This window comes from Parvibaculum sp. (genome assembly GCF_030694575.1).
Classification (GTDB): Bacteria; Pseudomonadota; Alphaproteobacteria; order Parvibaculales; family Parvibaculaceae; genus Parvibaculum.
The window spans coordinates 1-1,778 of sequence record NZ_JAUYUS010000062.1 but is presented as its reverse complement, the minus strand read 5'-3'; the positions used below and the strand labels follow the sequence as shown (position 1 = coordinate 1,778).

The following is a 1,778-nucleotide window of genomic DNA, read 5'->3' as shown; positions in this document are numbered from 1 at the left end:
GTATCGACCAGCACGCCGTCGCAATCGAAAATCACAAGGGAGGGAGAAAAGGAAAACGCCATGCCGCGGAACATATCCGCGAACATGGCGCTTTCGGCATCAAATTTGATGACGGACGGTTACAGCCTATTCGAGCAGGCTGCGCAGCATCCAGGCGTTCTTCTCGCTCGCCTGCATCCGCTGGACCATCAGGTCGGCGGTCACTTCGTCGTCGGCCTCGTCGGCCACCTTGAAGAGATCGCGCGCGGTCTTCACGACCTGCTCATGACCCTTCACCAGGTTCTTCACCATCTGGTCGGCGCTCGGCACGCTGTTGTCTTCATGGAGCGAGGTGAGCTTGCCGAATTCGCCATAGGTGCCGGGGGCATAGGCGCCAAGCGCGCGGATGCGCTCCGCAATCTCGTCGGTCGCCGCCCAGAGTTCCCGGTACTGCTCCTCGAACATGAGATGGAGAGAGCGGAACTGCGGACCCGTCACGTTCCAGTGGTAGTTGTGTGTCTTCAGATATAGCGTGTAGGTGTCCGCGAGCACGCGCGACAACCCTTCGGCTATATCGCTCCTGTCGTTCGCTGCGATGCCTGTATCTACTTTCACGTCGCACCTCCTTGGTTCATGGGCCTGATTTTATATAGTGTGCTACAAGCCCGGTACAAGGTAGTTTGTAACAATTCTAAAGTAAATGAGGTGCGGTCCGGTTATACGGGCCGCTGTGCCGAAACGAGACCGGCATCACCGCCACGGAGGCAGGAATGGAAGTCAACATTACATTTCTCGACCGCGAACCGATTGAACTGAACCGCCGCCAGCTCGTGAAGGGCCTTGCCGCCGGCTATATCGTCGCCCTATCGGGATGCGTCGATAATCCGGCATTGGGACGGCAGCAATTGCTGCTCGTTTCCGAAGCGCAGATGACCGAGCTTTCCGCCTCCGCATGGTCTCAAATCCGTCAGCAGCAGAAAGTTTCCACAAACAAGACGCTGAACAATCGTCTGAAGACGGTCGGCCCGCGCATCGTGAACGCCGCCGGTCTGCAGAACCAGCCTTGGGAATACACCGTCTTCCAGGGCAACGAGGCCAACGCCTTCGTGCTGCCGGGCGGCAAGGTCGGTTTCTATGAAGGCATCTTCAAGCGGATGGAAAACGACGATCAGCTTGCCACCGTCATGGGCCACGAAACGGCGCATGTCGCCGCGCGCCATTCGGCTGAGCGTTACAGCCAGCAGATGGCGGCCGGCGTCGGCATGCAGGCCGCGCAGGTCGCGCTGCAGAGCGGCGATGTGAGCGGTGCCGGCACCATCGCCGCGGTGCTGGGCGCGGGCCTGCAATTCGGCGTGCTGCTTCCCTACTCCCGCACGCATGAGCTTGAGGCAGACCGCCTCGGCGTCGTCTACATGGCGAAGGCGGGCTACGACCCGCGCCAGTCGCTCCGCTTCTGGCAGAACATGACGGCCCAGCGGAACGGCTCGGCCCCGCCGCCCGAATTCATGTCGACGCACCCTTCCGATGTGACGCGCATATCGGCGCTGCAGACGCAACTCAGAAGCATGGGCTATCAGGTCTGAAACAAAAAAAGCCCCGCGCCTTCCAGCGCGGGGCTTTTCAATTATGGTTTCGCTCAGCGCAGGCTGGCGCAGAAACGCTGGATGCGCTCGCAGGCATCCGTCAGTTCTTCCGTGGACGTCGCATAGGAAATCCGGAAGAACGGCGACAGGCCGAACGCCGCGCCATGCACGACCGAAACGCCTTCGGCTTCGAGCAGCGCCAGCGCGAAGTCCTCG

3 protein-coding genes are annotated in these 1,778 nt (G+C 60.7%); 1 reads left to right on the top strand and 2 read right to left on the bottom strand.

Features of this window, described 5'->3' with window-relative positions; all coding sequences use genetic code 11:
• Positions 1–126 precede the first annotated feature (126 nt).
• The gene (locus tag Q8S60_RS09435) at positions 127–594 is read right to left on the bottom strand and encodes a Dps family protein (RefSeq protein ID WP_305276436.1); all 468 of its coding nucleotides are present in this window, start codon (positions 592–594) and stop codon (positions 127–129) included.
• A gap of 155 nt (positions 595–749) precedes the next feature.
• On the opposite strand from Q8S60_RS09435, the gene Q8S60_RS09430 reads away from it, so the two are divergent.
• The gene (locus tag Q8S60_RS09430) at positions 750–1,562 is read left to right on the top strand and encodes a M48 family metallopeptidase (RefSeq protein ID WP_305276435.1); all 813 of its coding nucleotides are present in this window, start codon (positions 750–752) and stop codon (positions 1,560–1,562) included.
• Between the two features lie 53 nt (positions 1,563–1,615).
• Here Q8S60_RS09430 and Q8S60_RS09425 read toward each other — a convergent pair.
• Positions 1,616–1,778: aminotransferase class I/II-fold pyridoxal phosphate-dependent enzyme (locus Q8S60_RS09425; protein WP_305668494.1), on the bottom strand; the 163-nt coding region annotated here is incomplete at its 5' end.